Origin of the sequence: Pseudomonas sp. RL_5y_Pfl2_73 (assembly GCF_963970515.1) — a bacterium.
Lineage (GTDB): Bacteria > Pseudomonadota > Gammaproteobacteria > Pseudomonadales > Pseudomonadaceae > Aquipseudomonas.
In genome coordinates this window covers 1-19654 of record NZ_CAXAPD010000043.1, presented here as the reverse complement: position 1 = coordinate 19654, position 19654 = coordinate 1, and the positions used below count along the sequence as shown (strand labels likewise).

The window sequence follows — 19654 nt, the reverse complement described above, 5'->3', positions numbered from 1 at the left end:
GTGGGCTGGCTGATCCTTGCACTGATGGGCGCAGCCACCTACCTGTACGGCCTGACCGTGCACGCTACGCTGTTGTGCCTGCTGGTCAAACCCATGCCGGTCCTGGCCCTGCTCGGCTGGTTGCACGATGCGCCGCCCAGTGACTATCGACGCTGGATCAGCCTCGGGCTGATTTTTTCACTGATGGGTGACGTGTTGCTGGCCTGGCCGGGGGATCTGTTCGTGTTCGGCCTCGGCGCGTTTCTGCTGGCGCACCTGGCCTACCTGAAAGCCTACCTCAGCGACTGCCGCCGCCCAGCGCTGCTGCCCTTGGCCCTGGCCTTGGGCATCGGTGCGATGCTGTTGGGGATCCTGGTGTCGAACGGCCTTGGGTCGTTGCTGGTGCCGGTGATTGTCTACGGCCTGACCATCAGCGCCATGCTTTGGCGTGCGTTGGCGCGCCTGGGCACCAGCGTGCCGAAACGCTCGGCCTGGCTGGCCGCCTGCGGGGCGCTGGCGTTTGTGTTCTCCGACAGCCTGATCGGCATCAACCGGTTCGTGCAGCCCTTCCACGCCGCGCCTTACCTGATCATCGTCAGTTATTGGCTGGGCCAATGGGGGATTACGGCGTCGGCGTTTACCCAAAAACCGCACTGAACAAAGATGAATGTGGAAGCAAAGCTCTGTGGGAGCAAGGCTTGCTCCCACAAAGCTCGCTCCCATAGTTTTTTTGGTTAAAATGCCGGCCTTTTCACCACCCATCCCGCTGGAACTGCCGTGAGCAAAGACCCCGATCGCCTATTCGCCCAACCCCTGGCCCAAGTGCCGGACTTCGCCTTCAACGAGGACGTGGTGCGGGTGTTTCCGGACATGATCAAGCGTTCGGTGCCGGGTTACCCGACCATTGTCGAAAACCTCGGCGTGCTCGCCGCGCAATTCGCTCAGCCGGGCAGCGTGCTCTACGACCTGGGCTCGTCCCTGGGCGCTGTGACCCAGGCCCTGCGCCGCCATGTGCGCACCGACGGTTGCCGGGTGATCGCGGTGGATAACTCGGCGGCCATGGTCGAGCGCTGCCGTGAATACCTCAACGGCCAGGACTCGATGTTCCAGGAGCTGCTGCCGGTGGAAGTGATCGAAGGCGACATCCTCGCCCTGGCGTTCCAGCCGGCCTCGGTAGTGGCACTGAACTTCACCCTGCAGTTCATCGCGCCGGACCAGCGCACCGCACTGTTGAGCCGCATCCGCCAGTCCTTGCTGCCGGGTGGCGCCCTGATCCTGTCGGAAAAGTTGCGTTTCAACGATGCCGAGGAACACGCTCTGCTCACCGACCTGCACGTGGCGTTCAAACGCGCCAACGGTTACAGCGAGCTGGAAATTGCCCAGAAACGCAGCGCCATCGAAAACGTCATGAAGCCCGACAGCCTCGAAGAACACCGCGAGCGCCTGCTGGCGGCCGGGTTCTCAAAAGTCGTGCCGTGGTTCCAGTGTCTTAACTTCGCCTCGTTGATTGCCCTGCCATGATTGATCTGTCCCCCCTCGCCCGCCATCTGGCCGGCACACCCCTGGCCGATTGGGCCGCGACGCTGCAGACGCAACTCGACAACAAGATGGAAAAGGGTCATGGCGATCTTGAGCGTTGGCAAAGCGCGCTCGATGCGCTGCCGGCCTTGCAACCCAGCACAGTCGACCTGCTGAACGGCCTGACGCTCGACACCGATTGTTCCGACGAAACCCGTGCGCAAATGCGTACCGCGTTAATGGGCCTGTCGCCTTGGCGCAAAGGACCTTTCGACCTGTTTGGCGTGCACGTGGACACCGAATGGCGCTCGGACTGGAAGTGGTCGCGGGTGGCCCCGCACCTGGACCTGAAAGGCAAGCGCATCCTCGACGTCGGCTGCGGCAACGGCTACTACATGTGGCGGATGCTCGGTGCCGGAGCTGACACGGTGATCGGCGTCGACCCCAACTGGCTGTTCTTCTGCCAGTTCCAGGCGGTGCAGCGCTACCTCTCGCAGCCCAACGCCTGGCATTTGCCGTTCCCCTTCGAAGCCCTGCCAGCGGAGCTGGAAGGTTTCGACACGGTGTTCTCCATGGGCGTGTTCTACCACCGGCGCTCGCCAATCGAGCACCTGCTGGCCTTGAAGGACTGCCTGGTCAAGGGCGGCGAACTGGTGCTGGAAACCCTGGTGATCGAGGGCGACGAACACCAGGTGCTGGTGCCTGAGGACCGCTACGCGCAGATGCGCAACGTGTGGTTCCTGCCGTCGGTCCCGGCCCTGGAACGCTGGCTACGCCGCGCCGGATTCAGCGATGTGCGTTGCGTGGACGTGAGCCTGACCACCGTGCAGGAACAGCGCAGCACCGAGTGGATGAAGTATCAGTCGCTGAGCGACTTCCTCGACCCCACCGACCACAGCAAAACCATCGAAGGGTTGCCGGCGCCGATGCGGGCGGTGATTGTGGCGCGTAAGTAAATCGCCTAAGCCGCCTGTGCGAGAGCTTCTGTGGGAGTGAACTCCTACAGAAGTTCGCTCCCACAGGGGGGCGGTGTCAGTCTTGGGACTTGGCTCTTCGGGCCTTGAAGAACTCACTCAGCACGGTGCTGCATTCCTCAGCCAACACCCCGCCCTCGACCATCACCCGATGGTTCAAAAAGCCCTGACTGAAAAACTGCCCCTGGCTCTGCACGATGCCGGCCTTGGGCTCCAGGGCGCCGTAGACGACCCGGGCGATACGCGAATGGACGATCAGCCCAGCGCACATGCTGCACGGTTCCAGCGTCACATACAGCGTGCTGCCGGGCAGGCGATAGTTGCTCACCGCCTGTGCGGCGGCGCGGATGGCGACCATTTCCGCGTGGGCGCTGGGGTCATGGCCACTGATCGGGCAGTTGAAGCCGCGTCCGATGATCTCGCCGTCCTGCACCAACACTGCGCCCACCGGCACTTCGCCCAGGGCCGCGCCTTGTGCGGCGAGGGCCAGGGCTTCGCGCATGAAGTCCTGGTCACGGCTGCGGTCAATGATCCTGGCAGGGCGAATCTGGCGCATCACGCCACCTCGATGGCGGCCATCAGGCCGGTTTCCATGTGGTCGATCACATGGCAGTGGAACATCCATACGCCTGGATTATCCGCCACCAACGCCACCTGCGCCCGCTCGTTCTTGCCCAGCAGGTAAGTGTCGGTGAAATATGGGATAACCTTGTGCCGGTTCGACGCGATCACCTTGAAGCTCATGCCGTGCAAATGGATCGGGTGCTGGTACTGGGTCATGTTCTTCAATTCGAAAATGTAGCTCTGGCCTTTCTTCAGCGTGGCAATCGGCCGGTCGGCGCAGGTCTTGTCGGTGATGTCCCAGGCCTTGCCGTTGATCTGCCACAGGCTCGGCGGCTTGCCATTGTCGACATTGACCGACACCGAGCCGACCCATTCGAAATTGAAGTTGAGTTTCTCGGCATTGGCCAGGTCCGGTTCCGACACCGGGTTGGGCGGCAGCGCCTGCGGCCATTGGCTTGGCGTGTCACTGTTGGGCACCGAACGCAAGGTCCCCAGGCGCACCGGGCCATTGCGCAACGACAACTCTTCGCCGGCTGGCGGCGCCTTGATCGCCAGGCAAATGCGCATGCCCGGGCCAAGCCAGTATTCCTTGCCCAACGGCCGCGGTTCGATGGGGTTGCCGTCCAGCGCATAGATCTGCGCTTCAACGCCTGGGATATTGATGCGATAGGTCAGGGTGTTGTCCAGGTTGAGCAAGCGTACCCGGGTGATCTGCCCGGCCGGCAGATCAATCACCGCTTCCGGTACGCCGTTGATCGTCGCCAGTCGTCCGGCCGTGCCGCCACGCGCCGCCTCACGGGGAATGCTGAAAGCAACGAACTCGCCCTGCTCATCCACATGCCAGCTCTTGAGGCTCAACGTCTGCTCGTATTTGAAACCGGTGGGCTCACGCTCTTCGATGATCAACGGGCCCACCAGCCCACGCCCGAGCTCTTCGCTGCTGTTGACGTGAGGGTGATACCAATAGCTGCCGGCGTCTGGCACGCGGAACTTGTAATCGAAATACTCGCCCGGCAACACCGGCAATTGCGAGACATACGGCACGCCGTCCATCTCCAGTGGCAAACGGATCCCGTGCCAATGAATGGTGGTAGCGACCGGCAGGTGATTGATGAAGCGAACCCGCAGCCATTCACCCTGGCGCGCCCGCAGCTCGGTGCCCGGTGCCGAGGGGCCAAACGCCCAGGCCTGGGTCTTGTGCCCGGCCACCAGCTCGACGTCCAGCGGTGCGGCGATCAATTCATAGTCGTGACCGGCCTCGGCATCGGCGCGCTTGCCTAACCAGTACCGCGACGCACCTCCTGCACCCACGCCAACGACAACAAGACCGGCCAGGCCACCGAGTATTTGGCGACGGGTAAAGGACATGAACGCAACCACCTATTGAATCTGCGGCGAACCGTTGGGCCCGCAAAAGGCGAATACGATACACCCGCAGATGAGAAACGGTAAGGGCTGCAAAAATGAAAAAAACCAGAGGAGGTTATCAACAGGTTTTTTCTGTACCCATCGAGACGGTGCTCAATCGTGCAGCGAACGTGCCTTCTCGCCCCGAGGCATGAAAGAAGCCAGTGCCGCCGCGACGATGAACAGCGCCGGCACATCGCCGAGTAAATGCCCCATATGCCGGGTCCCATCCGTCTCGACGTCGAAGGACTGCACGGCCATGATCACGCCGTGCACGATGCTCGACCATACCGTGAACCAGATCAGGCTCAGGTGTTTCATCGGATCGCACGACGCCATCAGCAGGAACACACCGAGGGTGGCGTAGATTCCGACAATCATCAACGGATAGTGGGAATGGCCGCTGTGCCACGCCCAGCCAGACGGCCACAGGTTCATCAGCGGCAGATCGCGAAGACGGCGATCAGGCCGACAACGATCAAAACCATACGCAAGGCGGCAAGTCGTTGGGTGTCGTTCATGGCCGGCTCCTTGTTGCGGCATGGCTGTCGCCGGAATGGGGTGCCCGGGGTATAGAACGCGCCAGGGACGCACGCCGGCCAACCCATGCCGTCAGTCGCCTGGGCCGTCTTCGAGCGCCTTGTCGATCATTAAGCCTCGCTCACCCGCTCCAGCCAGGCCTTGTGCGCAGCACTTGTATCGTCGGGCAAGTGGCGCAGGTAAGCGTGTAGCTCCGCCTGCATACCGAACACCTTCCATATCAATGGCGCCAAGCGCGATGCAGGGTTGCCCGCCTGCTCCAACTCACGCAGCCACTGCAGGCTGCGCTCTTTGTATTCGGCGAGTACGTCTGACTGGTAATCGTGGGCCTTGCCCAACCCGGAGATGTACATCAGCTTGGCGACTTCTACCGTGGGCCAATGAAGGGCCATGTTGAGCGGCCAATCGAGCATGGCACGCTCACCCCACATTGCGGATTTAGGCAGACGCCCGTTCGCCAGCAGCGTCAGCATGAAGGCCTGGCCCAACTCGGTCAGGTAGACCGGCAGGACCTCGGCGGTGGGATGCAGGTAGAACGAATCAATGGGTGTCTCGCGCCTCAGGCCAATGCGGGCAAGCAAGCGCTGCTCGAGGTCGAGTACCAGAGCGCCGATGCCGGCCTTCGCCGCGCTGCCGCTTTCGGTCGTTTGCCTGGTGCGGGTTGCGCAGTCCCAGAGGCTCAGGGAAAGCTGCCATTGGCCTTGATCACCGTCACCCGAACAGCCGATCTCACCGGTGATGAAAGCCTTCATCGTCGGCGGCACGACATCGAAGAGCGCCTGGCCGTCGGCTTCACACCCCGATAGCACTGGGCCGCCGCCTTCCACGATCTGGATATAACAAGTGCCTACATGGTCGCTCCAGTAGTGCACGGCTTCGGCCAGGTATAGAGGAATGGCGCGCGAGAAGCGTCCCAGTTCGTCCTCCCGTTGCGATTCGGCGCGTACTACAGCGTCTGTGCTTTTGGACAGCGCGAAGAAACCGATTTGCGCTGCCCCTTCCGGTTTCTGCGCGAAGAACCAATCGGCGTTGCGCAAACCGTAGTGCCAGATCGGCTGGCTCAATGCCAACGTCGCGAACTTCAGGTTTTCAGGATCCACCGGCACGCCTTGGGCGTCCTGCTTGTGCATTTGCTGGAAGGCTTGGGCAAACTGGTCGAGCTGGCTTTTGATCGGCGCAAAACCCAGGGCATACAGGCGGGCGAGCAGCGCCTCGCCTTCGGCCGCCTGGCCAAGTTCCTGGTAGGCGCGCAGCAAGTTGATACCGGCCATGGGGTCGTGTTTGTGCTCATCGTAGACAGGCCCGACCAACTCGACGATCAGTGGAATCTGGCCGTTGTTACCCAAGTCACCCGAGATCATCATCAGCGCACTGCCGTCGAACGTACCCGCCGTCAGCACCTGCGCGTAAAACACGCGCGCCGACTCGACGTCCTTCTGTTCCAGGCAATGACGCGCCAACCACAAGGGCGCACGCCAACTGTCGGGTAACGCAGCCACGGTACGCAGCGCCTCGAGATAGCCCGCCTCGCCGGCCCTTTCCCGCTGAATGGCCGCCCACCACAACAGGCCATTCTCTTGATTGGGGTCAGCCTGGATCGCGTGCCAAAGCGTCTCATCGGTAAGCGCCTGCTCGCCTCGCTTGCTGAAGACCTTGGCCAGGTTAGTCAGCAAGGTGCCTGTCGCGCCGACTTTCGCCATCCCCGTGCGCAGCGCATTTTCGGCGGCATCGAGTTGGCCGTTCTCCAGCAGCACAATGCCCTGAATGACATGGCTGCGCTCGGGATGGCTGTCGATCTCGATTAGTTGTGCAGCGGCCGGGATCAAGTCAGCGACAAAGCCATCATTCAACCCCGAGATAATCAGGCTGTAGAGCTCGTCGGCAGACTTCCATTTCTCTCGCAGGTTTGGCAGGAAAACGTTGTCGCGCCACTCGTTGCGGGTGATCTGCATCTCACGACCGTAGCTGTCGTAGACCGTGATCAATTCACTCTCGTCCGGCTGGGGCGGCGGCGCATCAGTGTGCGCGGAAGAAACCGCTGTCGAGGTGCTGGATTTCTTACCGCTCAGAGCGGATAGGATGCGTTTGAACATAAAGGCGGTGACACCGTTTCTGAGTGGGTCGGCACGGTGTTCTTGGATGGAGGTTTGCAGTCTTCTTGTGAGCGGCCGACAGCTGTGCGCATTCACTTGCAGAGAGCGACGGACAAACGAGGACAAGCCAAGAGCAACGATGGGGGCGTTGGCATTTAAGCACAATTTAGAACCCGACTTTGCGCAGCGGCTGGGCACAGACACCTGGGAAACACCTCCCCTTGTGGCGAGGGGATTTATTTCCGTTGGGCTGCGCAGCAGCCCCCGGAACCGTTATCGCCATGTGCCAGGTTCGGTTCAGCCTCGCAAGCCGGTGATCAGATGCACCACACCGTTGTCCAGCGTCATCACGCCAGCCACACCGGCGGCGCTCAACCCTATCCGGTCGATCCGCGCCGCATCTCGCAGTTCCACTCGCAGTCGCGTCAACGCCACAGGCTGATGCGCCTTGAGGTTATCCGCACCGCCCAACGCGGCGATGATGGCCGGCGCCAGTCCCTCTACCGAGCCAGGCCGCTTGGGCTCTTCCGGTACCAGGTCCGGGGTCAGGGCTTTCCAGAATGCCTGTTGTAGTTTGTCGAACATGTTCAATGCTCCATGGCCAGGGTGGCCGAGGTGGCCGTGGATGAGTGAATACGCAGGAGCTCACGCACCTGCTCGGCGCTTTCCTGGCCCAAGGCCTGTTGAGCCAGCGTGCGGCACTCGCTCAGGTTCCATTCACGCACGCAGGCCTTGATCGCCGGAATCAGCGGCACACTGACCGATAACTCATCCACGCCCAACCCCAGCAACACCGGCAGCGCCAGGGGTTCCGAAGCCAACGCACCACACACACCGACCCATTTGCCATGGGCACGGGCGGCCTCGACCGTACGGGTGATCAGGCGCAACACCGAGGGATGCAGGCTGTCGGCCTGGCTGGCCAGCCGTGGGTGGTCACGGTCCATGGCCAGGGCGTATTGGGTCAGATCGTTGGTTCCGATGGAGAAGAAATCCACTTCTGGGGCAAACAGGTCGGCCATCAGCGCCGCCGCCGGCACCTCGATCATGATGCCCAGCTTCGGCGCCTGTTTGAGTCCCAGGTGGCAGACCTCTTCGTCCAGCATTTGCCGCGCCAGGCGCAGCTCCGCCAGTTGCGTGACCATGGGCAGCATGATGTGCAGCCGCGCCAGCCCCGAACAGGCAAGAATTGCCCGGAACTGTTCACGCAACAACTGGGGACGTTCCAGGCACAGGCGAATACCGCGCATGCCGAGGAATGGGTTGGCCTCATGAGCCATTGGCACATAGGCCAGCGGCTTGTCCCCGCCCACGTCCAGGGTACGTACCACCAGATTGCGTTCCGGTCCCAGGGCCCGGGCGACGGCACTGTAAAGGGCCGCTTGCTCGTCATGGCCAGGTGGCTGAGCGCGATCCAGGTAAAGCAGCTCGGAGCGCAACAGCCCGACACCTTCGCCACCCAGGCTCATGGCCTGCTCCACGTCCCGCAGCGACCCGACATTGGCGCTGACCTCGACTCGATGACCGTCAAGGGTACGAGCCGCCAGGGCCGCTTGTTCAAGGTCACGCTGATGCCGCTGGCGCTGCCGGTCCCGAGTGGCCTGGCGTTGCTCGACCAGGGCTTGATCCGGATTCACGTGCAGCTCGCCACTGTCGGCATCCAGCAACACCCGGGTGCCGTTGCCCAGGGCCAGCACGGGGTGCGCCACGCCACACAACGAGGGCAGGCCCAGCGCACGGGCCAGGATCGCGACATGGCTGGTGGCGCCGCCCCCAACAGTGACGAAACCGGCGATGCGTGAGGTGTCGAGGCTGGCGGTCTGGGATGGCGTCAGTTGCTCGGCCACCAGGATCGCCCGTTCAGGCAGGTTCCAGGCGTTATCCTCTAGCCCCAGGATCAGCTTGAGCACCCGTTGTCCGACGTCGGCCAGGTCCGCAGCCCGCTCGGCCAGCAAAGCGCTGCCCAATTGCTGGAACAGCGCAGCGCTCGCCTCGGTAGCGGTTCTCCAGGCGAATGCCGCGCTCTTGCCCTCGGCGATCAAGGCTTGGGCCTGCTCCAGCAAAGTGGGGTCTTCCAGCAACTCTTGATGGGCCCGAAAAATCTGCGCCTGGACACTGCCTGCCGCCTCGTCCTGCAACACCTTCAAGGCTTGCGTCGCTTGCTCCAGGCCTTGATCCAGGGCGGCCTGCTCAACCTCGATACCGACACCCGCCTCCTCAATGTCCAACACCTGGGAGGCGACCTGGACCACTTCACCAAACGCCGAACCGGGCGACGCACAAACACCCCGTAGCCGGCCGGGCATCGACGGCTCGACAGTGACGGGCGGCGCCGCCGTCAGCGGCGCTTGCACCGTCTCGCCGCACCCCGACAACAGCAATTGTTCCAACGCTTCGATGGCCTGTCCGGCCTGAGGGCCGGCGGCGCTGATCTGCACGCTGTCGCCCTTGACCGTCTGCAACGCCATGATCGCGACCAGTGACTTGCCGTTGGCGCTGGCTTGCTGCTTATGCAGTTGGATATTGGCATCAAACCCTTTGGCCGCCTGGGCGAACACCGCAGCAGGACGGGCATGCAGGCCACTTTCATTGGGCACGATCAGCGACCCGGAAAACAGCATCGAACCCTGCTGCGCCTCGTCGACGGGTCCTTGTTCCGTCGGACACACACGCAGCAACGGCGCACCACTCTCGATACAGCTCGTCTCGTCCCCGAGCAGGCTGAAGGGTTCGCCGCTGACCACCAGCATCAGCGTCAACAGGCTGCGCGCATGCAGGGCGATGTAGTCGGCATCAAAATCGATCAGCGGCTGGCCGGCCTCGACCCGTTGCCCCATGGTCACCCGCGAGGTGAACCCCTTGCCCGCCAGGTTGACCGTGTCCAGACCAATGTGCATCAGCACCTGGACGCCGTTGTCAGCGGTGACACTCACCGCATGGGCGCTGTCCTGAAGCGTGCCGATGACACCGCAAAGCGGCGCGCAAAGGGTCTGCGAGGTCGGATCGATGCAGATGCCATCCCCCACCACACGGCTCGAGAAGACGGGGTCCGGCACACTGTCCAAGGGCATCAAGACCCCGGACAGCGGTGCGAGCAATTGCAAAGGTTGCGTTGTGTTCATGAGACTTCACCTGCTGCTGTCTGTTCTTTTTGGCATCGCGGGCACGCAGAGATCAGCGACCCGCGCTACACGGGTCATTTCCACCAGTATTCGACCTGCAGGCCCACGTTGGAACCATGTCGCGCACCGCCGAATACACCGGTGTCCGACAGCGCCGAGCCGGCTGCCAGTTCATTGGCTGCACGCTTGGCCGCCTCGTTCCAACTGGCGTAGGTGTAATAGAGCCGTATTTCCGGACGAGCCCAGAATTCCGGGCCCTTGGGCGACCAGGTGGGCGCAAAGGTAACTTTGCTCAGTTTGCGTGTTCCACCGCTGGCCTGAACCTGGTCATGACCCAGTTCGGCCACCAACTTGAATTGATCAGTGATGGCGTACGCCGGGCGAACCCCCAACGACAGCCAGTCCTGGTCGGCGCCATCGGTGCGGATGTCCTTCTGGTACACCGCCTGCACCTGTCCGCCGAAACGCGGCGTGAGCTGCCAATCGAAAAACTCCACCAGACGATAACTCTTGTTGCTGTCGTCCAGTCCGGTATCGCCGGTATACCCCAGCCCAGTGCCGGGGCCCTCACCGTACTGCAAGGCCAGTTTATTCTTGCCGCCCAGGAAGTCCTGCTGCACATGCTGGGCGGTCAGGGCCCAACCGCGATGGGCGTCACGACGGTCCGCCCGGTCGATGAAGCTCAGGCCAAATTCCAGCTCGCCGCCGGGGTTGGTCCTGAAACCGGCGACGTTGAAGTCATGCCGGTTGACCGGGTCTTTCTGGTAGAGGTTGTCCTTGCGCGAGAAGGCGTAGCTGTATTTCAGCCCGCCGATCAGCACGTCCTCGATCCCGCCACCGGTAGCACTCTGGTTCCAGTAGTAGAAATCCGAGATATGGATGTCGTTACGTTTGTAATAACGCCGACCAGCCCACAGCGACCCGCCGTTCAGACTGGGCATGTTCGACCATTGGGCATACATCTGCGGCATGCGCGCCGAGCCGTTTTCACCCTGGAAAGTCGGCGTGCGGTCATAGCGGTTGTACAGCGATGCCATGCCGTCCACGCTCAACACCGAGCCATCGTCGAGAGTGAAAAGATCCTGGCGCAGCTCCAGTTCCCCATACTGCTCGCACTCATTGCCCAATCGGTATTTAGTCTGTGCCCCGGGCAACTGGAAGCAGGATTGGGAACGGCCATTGGTCGCACTGCCGACGCCGCTGCGCAGATAACCGGAAAACTCCAGCGCCTGAGCCGGGAACGGCAGCGCCAGGCAGATACAGGACGCGGCAAGGCCACGGTTTATAATTGTTTTCATACACCCACCTCTCCATTATTTCTTATTGTTTTTTGCTCCATAACTTCCCTCCTTGACCGCCATTTAGCTGACGACAAAGGGCCCACGATGCGTCTGGCGCAACGTGTTCGCTGTCAGGCATTGCCTGGGTCAGGGAAAGCTGTTTATTCAGTCGCTCAGGTGCAACACAAACGACTCATAGGGCCGCAAGCGCAGCCGTCGGTATCGGTGTTCGCCGGCCTCGTAGTTGCCGATCACCCAGCGTTGTTTCGTGTCATGGCTGAGGACGCCTTCGGGCAGCTCCACGTCGCAGTCGCCTCCATAAAAATGGCTGACCACCAACAGGCGCTCCCCCTGCCCTTCACGCAGGTACGCCCACACCTGCGGATGTTCGGGCAAGAGCAGGCGGTAGACACCGTCCTGGATCAAAGCTTCGCTGCGGCGCAGGGCGATCAATTGACGGTAGTAATGCAGCACCGAGGCCGAGTCTTGCTGTTGCTGCTCGACGTTGATGGAAGTGGCGCTGACGGGCACACCGATCCAGGGTTCGGCCCGGCTGAAACCGGCGTTCGGCCCGGTATTCCATTGCATCGGCGTGCGCCCGTTATCGCGGGACTTCTGGATGATCGGCGCCATGGCCTCGGCCTCCGGCACCCCGGCGTTGCGCTTGAGGCGATAGATGTTCAGGGTTTCCACATCGCGATACTGCTCGATGTGCTCGAAGCCCGGATTGGTCATCCCCAACTCCTCGCCCTGGTACACGAACGGGGTGCCCTGGAGAAAGTGCAACGCCGTGGCAAGCATCTTCGCCGAAGGCTCGCGGTACTCACCGTCATCGCCGAACCGCGACACCACCCGCGGCTGGTCATGGTTACACCAGAACAGCGCATTCCAACCACCACCGGCCTGCATGCCGACTTGCCAGTCGGACAGGATGCGTTTGAGTTCGAGAAAATCGAAGTCGGCCCGCACCCACTTTTGCAAGTTCGGGTAATCCACCTTCAAATGATGGAAATTGAACGTCATCGACAGTTCACGGGACGCCGGGCACGAATAACGAACACAGTGTTCAAGGCTGGTGGACGACATCTCGCCGACATTGATCAGGTCGAACCCCTCGAAGACTTCCCGATGCATTTGCTGCAGGTAGCGATGCACGTTGGGACCGTCGGTATAAAAACGCCGGCCATCAGTGTGGTCGTCAGGAAAGTCGGCCGGCTTGGAAATCAGGTTAATCACATCGAGACGAAAGCCCCCCACCCCCTGGTCCCGCCAGAAACGCATCATCTTGAACACTTCGGCACGCACCTGGGGGTTGTCCCAGTTCAGGTCGGCCTGGGTGTGGTCGAACAGGTGCAGGTAATACTGGCCGGTCTGCGCTTCGTACTCCCAGGCCGAGCCGCCGAACTTGGACTCCCAGTTGTTCGGCTGGTCCCGCCAGATATAGAAATCGCGGTACGGGTTGTCGAGGCTGCTGCGGGCGGCCTGGAACCAGGGATGCTCAATGGAGGTGTGATTGACCACGATGTCGAGCATCAGCTTGATACCGCGCTTGCGCGCCTCAGCGATCAATAATTCGCAATCGGCCATGGTGCCGTAGCTGGGGTCGATGGCGTAGTAATCACTGATGTCGTAGCCATTGTCCCGTTGCGGCGAACGCAGGAACGGTGTCAGCCACAGGTAATCCACACCCAGCCAGTGCAAGTAGTCGAGCTTGTCCACCACCCCTCGCAAATCACCGGTGGCCTGGCCGCCATGGCTGTAGAAACTCTTCGGATAAATCTGGTAGATCACTGAGCGTTGCCAGTCTTGCATGGCGAGATTCCTTCATTCTGTCTGGTACAGGCCCTGCGGGCCTCATCGCGGGCAAGCCCGGTTCCCACAGGCGTCAGGCCACCCGATACCCCGGCCGGACGATCTTCATGCTCAACGCGCAGGTCAGGGCAAAGGGCACGCTCATGGCGATGACCATGCCGACCACGAACATCGGTATGTAGTCGGGCACGATCGAAATGAAACCCGGCAGCCCCCCGACGCCAATCGCCGAGGCCTTGATCTTGTTCAGCGACAGGAAAATGCAGCCCAGGGCCGAACCGGCCAGGGCGCAATAGAAGGGGAACTTGTAGCGCAGGTTGACCCCGAACATTGCCGGTTCGGTGATGCCGAAATAAGCGGAAATCGCCGACGTGGACGCCATGCTCTTGTCCCGCGCATTGCGGGTCATGTAGAACACCGCCAGCGCCGCGCTGCCCTGGGCCAGGTTGGACATGACGATCATCGGCCAAATGAAGGTGCCGCCCTGGGTCGAGATCAATTGCAGATCCACCGCCAGGAACATGTGGTGCATGCCGGTCACCACCAGCGGCGCATAGAGCAGGCCGAAAATCGCCCCGCCAATCACCGGCGCCAGGTCGAACAACGCCACCATGCCTTCGGTAATCAGGATGCCCAGGTGCCGGGTGACCGGACCGATGATGGCGAGGGCCAGTACACCGGTAACCACAATGGTGGTGATGGGGATCACGAGTAGTTGGATCGCGTTGGGCACCCTGGCCCGCAACCATCGCTCGATCACGCTCATGACATAGGCCGCCAGCAGGATCGGCAGGATCTGCCCCTGGTAGCCGACTTTCTCGATCCGGAACCAGCCGAAGATGTCGAAGTACGGCAGGCTCTGGCCCTCCAGCCCCGCCACGGCCTTGCCGTAGTTCCAGGCATTGAGCAGGTCCGGGTGGACGAGCATCAAGCCCAGCACGATGCCAAGGATCTCACTGCCGCCGAAACGCTTGGCCGCCGACCAGCCCACCAGGGCCGGGAGAAAGACAAAGGAGGTATTGGCCATGAGGTTGATCAGGCTCCAGACGCCATCCAGGTTCGGATAGGCATCGAGCAACGTCTGTCCGGCAATGAACATGCCCTTGGCGCCCAGCAGGTTGTTGACGCCCATCAGCAGGCCGGCGATCACCAGGGCAGGCAGGATGGGCATGAACACATCGGACAGCACCCGCACCAGGCGTTGCATGCCGTTGCCCTTCTGCGCGCCCTGGCGCTTGACGTCGGCAATGGTCGCGGCGGCCAGGCCCGTCAATTCGCGCAGGGCGGCATAGACCTTTTCCACCTCGCCCGGCCCAATGACCACCTGGAACAGGCCACCGGTAAAAAACGAACCCTTGACCAGGTCGATCTGGTTCAGCGTGGCACTGTCCACCCGGGCCGCGTCCTTGAGGGACAGGCGCAGGCGCGTCACGCAATGGGCCGCCTGCTCGATATTGTCGGCGCCACCCAAGCTTTGCAGCAGCTCGCTGGCGATTTTTGAGTAATCGTGGCTCATGCTTTTTTCTTCCGCGTCATTCTTGTTATTGAGAGTCGACAGCACGTGGAAGGGAAAGTACTCGTCTGTACGAGTTAAATCAACAACTCGTACAGACGAGTTTTGTTTTTGTTTATGATGAACCCCCGAAAAACCAGGAAACGTCCTACGCTCCTGTCGTCAAATAATGACAGCCGAATGGACAACTCCCCCACTTGGCCCGTAAGGTTCCGCCCCGGTGAACAGCGCGGTACAGAGCCCTCTCCATGAGTAAATACAACCAGATCTACAACGATCTGCTGACCAGCATTACCACCGAACGCCTGGAGCGAGGCGCCCGCCTGCCCTCCGAAACCGAACTGATGGACAGCTACCAGGCCAGTCGTGGCACGGTGCGCAAGGCCATCGAACAACTCCAGGAGCGCGGCTTCGCCCAGAAGATCCACGGCAAGGGCACCTTCGTACTGTCCACCCAGCCCATCGAATTCCAGCTCGGTGGCATCGTCAGCTTCCAGGAGACCTACCCGCGCCTGGGCAACGATGTCAGCACCGACGTGGTCGAATTCAGTCAGCTACCTTTGGAAGGCGCCCTGCTCGAGCACATCAAGGCCCCCGCCGGGAGCCCGATCACCCGCATCAAGCGGGTCCGACGAATCGACGGCAAGCGCGTGATCCTGGACATCAACCACTTCGTCAGCGACGTGATCCCCGGCCTGACCCGCGACATCGCCGTGCAGTCGATCTACGCCTTCATCGAACAGACCCTGCACCTGCAAATCGCCTATGCCCAGCGCACCATCGAAGCGGTCCGCTGCGCCAAGGACGATCAGCAGCACCTGGACCTCGACGGCCAGAGCCATGTGATCGTGGTGAGTAACCAGACCTTTCTTCAGGACGGCCGACAATTCGAGTACACCGAATCGCGGCATACGCTGGATAAGTTTTATTTTTCGGATGTGGCGCGGCGGTGAAGTCGGCGGTGGCCGCCTGAGCGGCGGCCAGGGCATGATTCAGTGGTTCAAACTACGTTGCCGTTTCCGTTGAGACGTTGGTTGCCCACTGCATCACGAATGCGGCCACCCGTTGTTCGATATGGCTTTCGACGGTACGCAAACGCAGTAAAGAGATACCACTTTTGCTCAAGATGCTGTTTTTCAAAGCATCGAGTTCCACCTGCTGTGGTGTGTCATGGCTGCCGCCGTCGACTTCTATCACGCCCAACGGCGTTTTCCCAACTTTGAAATAGAGCACGAAATCACAACTGGCGCCGTTGGCCATGAACTCCCGTTCTCTCGGCGTCAGGCTCGTGTTCACGGCCGAGGCCAGCAGGTTCAGCGCGATCTGCGAATGGAACTTGAGCCCCCGGCAAACCTCCTGGTCCAGCGTCTCACGCAGTATCTGCGCCACAATCTGCTCGGACTTGAAAACAGAGTCTTCCCGTCGTAATCGCTTATCGAGGCGTTCAAGCGATTGATCGTATTCGTTGTAGAGCAGGTCAAAGGCAGATACCACCGGGGCGCGATGCAACTGCCGGTCTTCCGCGTAATATTCGATGTAGCGCACCAGCGCCGCGATATGCCCGTTGTTCGCTCTGAAAACATCGTCTCCCGTGACCAAAGTAAAATGATTTTTAGCACGGGAAACCGCTACATTGACCATGCGTGGGTCATCCACGAATGACAGGAGTTTCGGCGTAATACTCTTTTTGTCCAATACGGTGGAGAAGACGATCTCGTCGCACTCTCGGCCCTGGAATTTGTGAACAGTGTCGTTGACGAAGTCAGCCGGTAAAAGCGTGCCAGACAAAGTGGCCTGTGCCCTGAACGGCGCAATAAACCCCCTGCCGTCCTCGCCCTCCCATGCGCTTTCGCCCTCCCCCTCAAGCACCACCAACAGAGAATCCAGCTCCCGCAGGTTAGTTGTCTTTCGCGTGTGATTGCCCTTGGCCGTGACCAGCAGCGACAAAGGCTTTTCCCCGTTGTCCTTCGTCATCGGAATCAGTTGGTCATCATAGAACTGCTGATTGCAAAACTGGATGATTCGCGGGTGACACCGATAGTGTTCTTTGAGCAGCGTCGTCGCAATAGAGCCATTGAACACTCTTATGCACGAATCGAGCAGACTGTGCTTCTCACAATCGTAGTTATCCTGGGGTGCTGCGAGGCCAAGCTTTGCTGGAATGTGCGCCAACTGTTTTCTATCACCAACGATAATCAGGTTTTTAGCGCAGCCCAACGCCAGTATTCCCGGAACGATATCTTGTTGCGAAGCCTCGTCGATAATCACGTAGTCAAGCATCGCCCCTGCTTGGAGGGAGTTGATGATTGAATGCGTGCTGCTGGAAATAATCGGGTAACGCTTAACAAACTCATCGAATCTGCGCTTGTAGTCCTTGGCGTCAAAGGGTTCAGGCGTCGGCACATGCTGATGCAGGTGCTGCTTGAGATACTTCATTGAAGCGCTGGTCAGTTCCTCCAGTAGCGCCTGGTAATTGCCAAGTCGCAACGTTTGCTGAAGGCTTTCCAGTGCCGCGTTTTTTTCCTGCAATGCCTTGTCGTAGTAGTGGAGTTGCAGGCCATAGAACATCGACTTGCGCTTTCCCCAGTTATCGAATGGCCTGATGCGCAGAATCCTGAAATTGAACAGCAGCTCAATCCTGTCCTTGACCCTGACGCGGCCACCCGCAAGATGGGCCAGATAAGCCATCAGGTCAGCGGCCTTTTGCGGGGTGAGCTTGTACTTGTCCAGGACCGGTATCTGCACGCCGTTATCCTGCTGCCATTGCCGCAGATAACGCCGCTCCACCTCCAGCTCATCGATTTCAATCTGCAACTGCGCCACCGCATTGCGGGCATGCAGATGCCCTTTGAGTTGCTGCAAGACAGCCTGGATGCGCTCCATCGAGGGGGCTGCTTCGGGAGCCGCCGAGGGCCGGGAGCACGGCTTAGCGAAAAATGTTTCGCGGTTGTCTTTACTGCCTAATTCAGCGACCAGGTAATTGAGGCCGGACTTGCCCAGCTTTTCACAAACATTCGCGACAGCTGAGTTGTTGTTGGAGACCACCGCCACGTTTTTTCCACACAGCAGGATATTGGCAATGATATTCAGAATGGTCTGGGTCTTGCCTGTACCTGGAGGACCTTCGATCAGACTGACTTGGGAGGTGAACGCCCGTTCGACGGCTTGGAGCTGACTTTCATTGATGCCAAATGGAAAGATGAAATGACCCGCTTGCACCTGCTGTCCATTCTGCCCGAAGCAATATGCGTGCAGCGCCGTGCCTGCAACTGAAGGTATTGCGTTCAACTGCCGCAGTACGTTTTCGGCGATCTCCTTGTCGCCAGGTTTCACGCTCTTATCGACCCGTCCATTGGCGACGGAACGGAAATATTGAAAGATCGGGTCGTCCTTGATTTTCGTCGACTCGACTAGCTCGATGGAGTCCAGCCTGAACACATACTTTGTCGTCTTCCCCGCATACTGAACGACCGCATATTTCTCGCCGTAGATCACAGCGCTCTCGATGGGGTTGACCATTGCACTGCCCTTCCTGCGCAGAAGCTGGCCACTCACCACTCGGGTAGGAATGATTTCACAGACTTCAAGCGGCCAGGAATAGCTCTTGCCGGAAGGAAAGAAGCCAGTGAGCAAGAACCCACCACTCCTGTCACTTTTGATTTTCCAATCGCTGAACTGTCGAGTCTTGTCTTCACCGCGTGCGCTGATAGAAACCATATATCCCTTATATTCAGGCTCGTTCAAAGCCTGGACACATCCATGTTGTCGGAGCCCCCCTTCAGCGACTCCCCCAAGGCTGTCACCCAACCAAAGCGTCCAACGCTTTGGAAGCCATACCCGGTAACCGTCGACCTTCTTTCGCAACGTTGACCTGCAGCGCCACCTGGGCCACATCCAACACGTTCTTGGTCAGCGAATAGCTGCCCTTGGCCTGCAGCCAGGTCAGCACGTCTGCCAAATGCCAAATAGATGCACTCCCCTCATGCACCGGAGTCGGGAAGCTGCTTGGATGAGCCAACATCAGCTTGCGCATATTCTGCCGAGACACACCGACGATCTCAGCTACATCAGTCAGCCCGACCAAATCAGGCGCAACCTCGATCAATTTGGCCGACGGTACCGCGCGATGGACATCGGCCAGAGCGCTATGCACTGCCTTGACCGCATCAGGAGCCTCGCGAGTGAACTCAAGCGCCAGCCGCCCCGGCTGCCCGATACCGACCAAGGCATCGTCACAGCCCGCTTCCCCTAGCCGTTCGACCAGTTCATCCATCGCACAGCCATCGTCAACAAGCTGATATTTCAAGGTAAAGGTAAATTCCATTGTTCTATTCCTTAGCATCGTAATCCGCATCGCGCCGATTGCGATGCGTCGAGCAATTGCCCACAACGCGTCGCAAGGCTCGCGCATGGTTGCCAGGGTTCTTCGGCGTGCTCCATATCGAGGTGATGCAGAACTCGCCACAACGGCACACCGCGTCTTTGTACGGGCAATAAACCCTCCCCCAAGCGTGACCGCCGCCGACTTCTATGCGCCATCCGTGCCCTTCGGCATGCCTGAGCGCTTCTTCGACCTCTTTCTTCGGGTGCGTTGGACGAATCATCCGTGATCTCCAGTATTCGCACGGCCCGCGAAGTTGTCAAATGACAACCTTCTCATATTTCAAAAAGCGCCACTGCGCAGCGTCTCGAAAAATGGAAAAATGGTTGGCATGCGAAAAATCTGTAAACGATCCATCACCCACACATTCAAAGCCGCCCATTGAAGCCCGATGCTGCGCTCCCGATCTCTTTCCGGAGCCAGCACCTCATGATGCGTCCCGACGCCAAAGTCGAAAAAGTTTACCTTTAC

At 60.3% G+C, this 19654-nt stretch carries 16 protein-coding genes and 1 pseudogene; 4 read left to right on the top strand and 13 right to left on the bottom strand.

The window, feature by feature from the left end:
• The 3 genes from AACY42_RS26440 to cmoB all read left to right on the top strand — a co-directional run bounded on the left by AACY42_RS26440 (window position 1) and on the right by cmoB (window position 2453).
• A complete protein-coding gene (locus AACY42_RS26440; RefSeq protein WP_339483376.1) occupies window positions 1–636 on the top strand; it encodes a lysoplasmalogenase in 636 nt (211 codons plus the stop codon).
• 120 nt (window positions 637–756) lie between these two features.
• Window positions 757–1500: a carboxy-S-adenosyl-L-methionine synthase CmoA gene (gene cmoA, locus AACY42_RS26435; RefSeq protein WP_339483375.1), complete on the top strand. Its 744-nt coding sequence runs from the start codon at window positions 757–759 to the stop codon at window positions 1498–1500.
• Complete coding sequence (cmoB, locus tag AACY42_RS26430; protein WP_339483373.1) at window positions 1497–2453, top strand: tRNA 5-methoxyuridine(34)/uridine 5-oxyacetic acid(34) synthase CmoB; 957 nt, start codon at window positions 1497–1499, stop codon at window positions 2451–2453. Before cmoA ends, cmoB begins: the two co-directional genes overlap by 4 nt.
• Before the next feature lie 76 nt (window positions 2454–2529).
• On the opposite strand, the gene tadA is transcribed toward cmoB, so the two are convergent.
• The 9 genes and pseudogenes from tadA to treP all read right to left on the bottom strand — a co-directional run bounded on the left by tadA (window position 2530) and on the right by treP (window position 14805).
• Complete coding sequence (tadA, locus tag AACY42_RS26425; RefSeq protein ID WP_339483371.1) at window positions 2530–3027, bottom strand: tRNA adenosine(34) deaminase TadA; 498 nt, start codon at window positions 3025–3027, stop codon at window positions 2530–2532.
• The gene (locus tag AACY42_RS26420) at window positions 3027–4403 is read right to left on the bottom strand and encodes a multicopper oxidase family protein (RefSeq protein ID WP_339483369.1); all 1377 of its coding nucleotides are present in this window, start codon (window positions 4401–4403) and stop codon (window positions 3027–3029) included. The genes tadA and AACY42_RS26420 overlap by 1 nt, the downstream gene beginning before the upstream one ends.
• A 153-nt stretch (window positions 4404–4556) precedes the next feature.
• Window positions 4557–4963, bottom strand: a pseudogene (locus AACY42_RS26415) (DUF6632 domain-containing protein).
• A gap of 129 nt (window positions 4964–5092) precedes the next feature.
• The gene (locus tag AACY42_RS26410) at window positions 5093–7075 is read right to left on the bottom strand and encodes a tetratricopeptide repeat protein (RefSeq protein WP_339483368.1); all 1983 of its coding nucleotides are present in this window, start codon (window positions 7073–7075) and stop codon (window positions 5093–5095) included.
• A 297-nt stretch (window positions 7076–7372) separates the two neighbouring features.
• Window positions 7373–7660 carry a PTS transporter subunit EIIB gene (locus AACY42_RS26405; protein WP_339483367.1) on the bottom strand — a complete coding sequence of 96 codons (288 nt, stop codon included), beginning with the start codon at window positions 7658–7660 and terminating at the stop codon, window positions 7373–7375.
• Window positions 7661–7662: 2 nt separating this feature from the next.
• Window positions 7663–10197 (bottom strand): phosphoenolpyruvate--protein phosphotransferase, encoded by a 2535-nt coding sequence (gene ptsP / locus AACY42_RS26400; protein ID WP_339483366.1) that lies wholly within the window; start codon window positions 10195–10197, stop codon window positions 7663–7665.
• 74 nt (window positions 10198–10271) lie between these two features.
• Window positions 10272–11495, bottom strand: coding sequence for a maltoporin (locus AACY42_RS26395; RefSeq protein ID WP_339483365.1), 1224 nt, complete (start codon window positions 11493–11495; stop codon window positions 10272–10274).
• 147 nt (window positions 11496–11642) lie between these two features.
• Window positions 11643–13289 (bottom strand): alpha,alpha-phosphotrehalase, encoded by a 1647-nt coding sequence (gene treC, locus AACY42_RS26390; protein WP_339483364.1) that lies wholly within the window; start codon window positions 13287–13289, stop codon window positions 11643–11645.
• A 73-nt stretch (window positions 13290–13362) separates the two neighbouring features.
• Window positions 13363–14805: a PTS system trehalose-specific EIIBC component gene (gene treP, locus AACY42_RS26385; RefSeq protein ID WP_339483362.1), complete on the bottom strand. Its 1443-nt coding sequence runs from the start codon at window positions 14803–14805 to the stop codon at window positions 13363–13365.
• A 245-nt stretch (window positions 14806–15050) separates the two neighbouring features.
• Here treP and treR point away from each other — a divergent pair, with 245 nt between their 5' ends.
• Window positions 15051–15755, top strand: coding sequence for a trehalose operon repressor (gene treR, locus AACY42_RS26380; RefSeq protein WP_339483360.1), 705 nt, complete (start codon window positions 15051–15053; stop codon window positions 15753–15755).
• A 52-nt stretch (window positions 15756–15807) separates the two neighbouring features.
• Here treR and AACY42_RS26375 read toward each other — a convergent pair whose 3' ends face one another.
• From AACY42_RS26375 to AACY42_RS26360, 4 genes are all read right to left on the bottom strand, one after another.
• Complete coding sequence (locus AACY42_RS26375; RefSeq protein ID WP_339483386.1) at window positions 15808–18519, bottom strand: AAA domain-containing protein; 2712 nt, start codon at window positions 18517–18519, stop codon at window positions 15808–15810.
• A gap of 82 nt (window positions 18520–18601) precedes the next feature.
• A complete protein-coding gene (locus tag AACY42_RS26370) occupies window positions 18602–19126 on the bottom strand; it encodes a helix-turn-helix transcriptional regulator (RefSeq protein ID WP_339483359.1) in 525 nt (174 codons plus the stop codon).
• 4 nt (window positions 19127–19130) lie between these two features.
• Window positions 19131–19406, bottom strand: coding sequence for a hypothetical protein (locus AACY42_RS26365; protein WP_339483358.1), 276 nt, complete (start codon window positions 19404–19406; stop codon window positions 19131–19133).
• A 59-nt stretch (window positions 19407–19465) separates the two neighbouring features.
• The coding region (locus AACY42_RS26360; protein ID WP_339483357.1) for a hypothetical protein at window positions 19466–19654 on the bottom strand (189 nt) is incomplete at its 5' end.